The organism is Bartonella sp. AP57NXGY, assembly GCF_042195805.1.
GTDB lineage: Bacteria > Pseudomonadota > Alphaproteobacteria > Rhizobiales > Rhizobiaceae > Bartonella.
Genome location: NZ_JBHIOZ010000148.1, coordinates 1 through 3,062 on the forward strand (window position 1 = coordinate 1; position 3,062 = coordinate 3,062).

Genomic DNA, 3,062 nt, shown 5'->3' on the forward strand with positions numbered 1-3,062 from the left:
TTTGTGTTTTTGCGGCACGCAAGTAGGGAGCTTGGAATGATACGTAAAGCATGCTGGAAAATGGAAGGAGGTGTTTGACGGGAGAGGTCGTTAAAGCTTGTTTAGACATATTGGGACACGTGGGGGGCTTTGGGGTGCTTTTGTGTTGAGTGCTGGGAGAGCGCCGCAATGATGGGCCCAAGTGTTTTTTCATTGCGGTGACAATGGTGTGCGTTATGCTTTCGTTCTTGGGGGAGACGACTTGGGGGGGCTTAGCTGATATGGAAAAGGAGGGGATGAGAAACTTCTGGGGAGGAGGGATGTTGGGGGGAAGCTTGTTGGGGAAAATGTTGGTGGTTGGCTGGTTAAGAGGGAGGACGAGTGGGGGAGAGGAGAGCTTGAAGCGTATGCAAGGCATATGCTGGAGGGGAGATATGAGGTGTGGAAAAGGGGGGCAGCCGTACAAGCGTTGAGGAGATGTCAATCTTTAAAAAAAGTTCCGTGTAGGGGGAAGGAGTAGAGTGTTGGAGGAGGGGAGAAAGCAGAGGGCTTTGAGCGCAGGGAGTGCAAAGAGCTTGGATATGAATGTGAAAGCATGTTGGGAAATGAGGGAAGGTGTTTGAGAGGGAAGAAGAGGAAGGCGCTATGGGAGCGCGGTTCTGACCGTTTTTGTATTGAGCCTTAGGGGGCAATGATGGGCGAGAGGTTTTTTTATCGGGGAGAAAATATCACGCGTTATGCTTTCGTCTAGGGAGGGCGCCGCTTGGGAGGGGCTTAGCTGATATGGAAAAGGAGGGGATGAGAAACTTGTGGGGAGGGGGATGTTGAGGGGGGCGTTTCCAAAAGCTTTTGTGATTTCAGCAGCACAATATTTAAGGATGCTGTCATTCTTAGTGGGGAATGCATCTTAAAAGATATGAATGTTTCAAAGAGAATATGTTGCAAAAAAAAACACCTTAAAGATGAAGGGGAGAAATACTATGCCAATCATTATCGATTGTATTCAAGGAACAGAAGAATGGCAGCAAGCGCGTAATGGTTTGATTACGGCTTCTTTGTTTGAGATGGTTATGGCACGAACAAAACAAGGGCAAAAAACGTCACGCTATCAGAGTGTGATGATGAAATTGGCGGGAGAAAGAATTACAGGAAAAACTGTTGATGAAGGGGCAACACTTTCTATGCGACGTGGGACTGAATTAGAACCAATCGCGCGACAGCTTTATGGGGAATTTACACATACAGAACCTGAATGTATTGGCTTTGTTTTGGCAGATGACCGCAGACAAGGATTTTCCCCCGATGCTTTTGTGGGAAAAAATGGCTTATTAGAAATTAAAACAAAAAAACCTGAAATTTTGATCCCTCATTTCATGCAAAAGAGCTTTCCAGCAGAACATAAAGCACAATGTCAAGGGGGATTATGGATTTCTCAACGCGAATGGGTGGATTTAATGCTCTATTGGCCGGATATGCCTCCTTTGATTAAACGGGCTTATCGTGATGAAGCATATATTTGCAAGCTTGAAAATGAAATTAGCCGTTTTAATGAGGCTTTGGAGAAGATGGTACAGCAAATTAAATCGGTTGAGACAGGTTTTCATATAAGAACAGAAATTGCTTTGAAGGAGGGGGAAGAAAGGGTGCTTGGAATGAAGACAAAGCGTATGCTGGAGGGGAAAACGAGAATGAGACGGGGTGGGAAGGGATCTTGTGTAGCGTTGAGGAGAGGCAAAGTTCTATAAAAAGGAAAGAGCAGAGGGGGAAAAGAGCAAAGCATATGTTGGAGGATGGTGCCAAATAAGGGGGCGCAGGGAAGCAGGGAGCATAGCGAACTTTAGGGGACAGGAATGTGAAAGCATGGTGGGAAAATGGGGAAAGAAAGGGTGCTTGGAGCGCATGCAAGGCGGCGCGGTATGCTGGAGGGGAAAACGAGAATGGGGAGTAAGGCTAAGTGTTCAGAGGTATGGAGGCTGTGATTTTGGGTGCTTTTGTGGTGAGTGTTGGGGGGGAGCCGCAATGAAAGGGCTGAGTTGCTTTTTCATTGTGGTGACAATGGTGTACGTTATGCTTTCGTTCTTGGGGGGAGAGAGCTTTGCGGGGGCTTGGGGGATTTTCTTAGCCGATATGGAAAAGGGGGAGATACGCGGCTTTGGGAAGAGAAATGTTGGAGCGGGATGAGGAGGAAATGGTGGGGATGAAGGGGGCAGGTCGTTATCCTGTGACTTGGAGTGACACGAAAGCATGCTGGAGAACAAAAATGAGGTTTAGGGGGAAGGGAAGCAGCAGTACAGACAGGTTCCAACCTATAAAAAGGCACGTTCAAGTAGGAAAAGAGCCGGTTTTTATGTTTTTGCGGCACGCAAGTAGGGAGCTTGGAATGATACGTAAAGCATGCTGGAAAATGGAAGGAGGTGTTTGGCGGGGGAGGTCATTAAAGCTTGTTTAGACGTATTGGGACAACGGGGAGCTTCTGGCCGCTTTTGTGGGTGAGTGCTGGGGGAGTACAATGACGGGCAAGTGTTTTTTTATTGCAGAGACAATGGTGCGCGTTATGCTTTCGTTCTTGGGGGGGAGAGCTTTGCGGGGATTTTCTTAGCCGATATGGGAAAAGGATGTAGGGGCATGAGAAAAAGTCTGTGTGGAGTCAAGTGGGCTTGTTGGGGAAAAGATTGGGGGCAGGTTGTGGAAAAAAATAGAGGGGTGGAGGAAACGGGAGAATAAGAAAAGAACGGATAGAGACATTATAATCTTTATGTTTTTCTACACTACCTTGTTATAGAAAATCAAAAATTACCACACCTTGTGAATTCACTGCGGGACTGATCTTAAAGCTCTTCAAAAGCACTGATCAATAGATACTTCTCCATATAACTTTGATAAATGATATTAGTATGATCCCGAAGATAAATGCACCAATATTTACCAAATATCCTTTTATACTGATGAAAATTAATAACCCTATACTTATTATTCCTAGTGGTATATTCCACGTAAAAAACGAAATATAGGTATTATTCCACAAATAATGAAAATTACATTCATGATACTACCAATTACATGCTCGGTATTATCTTGTCGTC

General features: G+C 45.5%; 4 protein-coding genes. All 4 read left to right on the forward strand.

From position 1 onward, the window contains the following. Positions 1-203: 203 nt before the first annotated feature. On the forward strand, positions 204-452 hold the full coding sequence (locus ACFIL8_RS08720; RefSeq protein WP_375689465.1) for a hypothetical protein: 249 nt from the start codon (positions 204-206) through the stop codon (positions 450-452). Between the two features lie 507 nt (positions 453-959). Beyond that, positions 960-1,724 carry a lambda exonuclease family protein gene (locus ACFIL8_RS08725; protein WP_375689467.1) on the forward strand — a complete coding sequence of 255 codons (765 nt, stop codon included), beginning with the start codon at positions 960-962 and terminating at the stop codon, positions 1,722-1,724. A gap of 274 nt (positions 1,725-1,998) precedes the next feature. Beyond that, a complete protein-coding gene (locus ACFIL8_RS08730; RefSeq protein WP_375613608.1) occupies positions 1,999-2,160 on the forward strand; it encodes a hypothetical protein in 162 nt (53 codons plus the stop codon). Further along, positions 2,144-2,428 carry a hypothetical protein gene (locus ACFIL8_RS08735; protein ID WP_375613607.1) on the forward strand — a complete coding sequence of 95 codons (285 nt, stop codon included), beginning with the start codon at positions 2,144-2,146 and terminating at the stop codon, positions 2,426-2,428. The genes ACFIL8_RS08730 and ACFIL8_RS08735 overlap by 17 nt, the downstream gene beginning before the upstream one ends. Positions 2,429-3,062 lie beyond the last annotated feature (634 nt).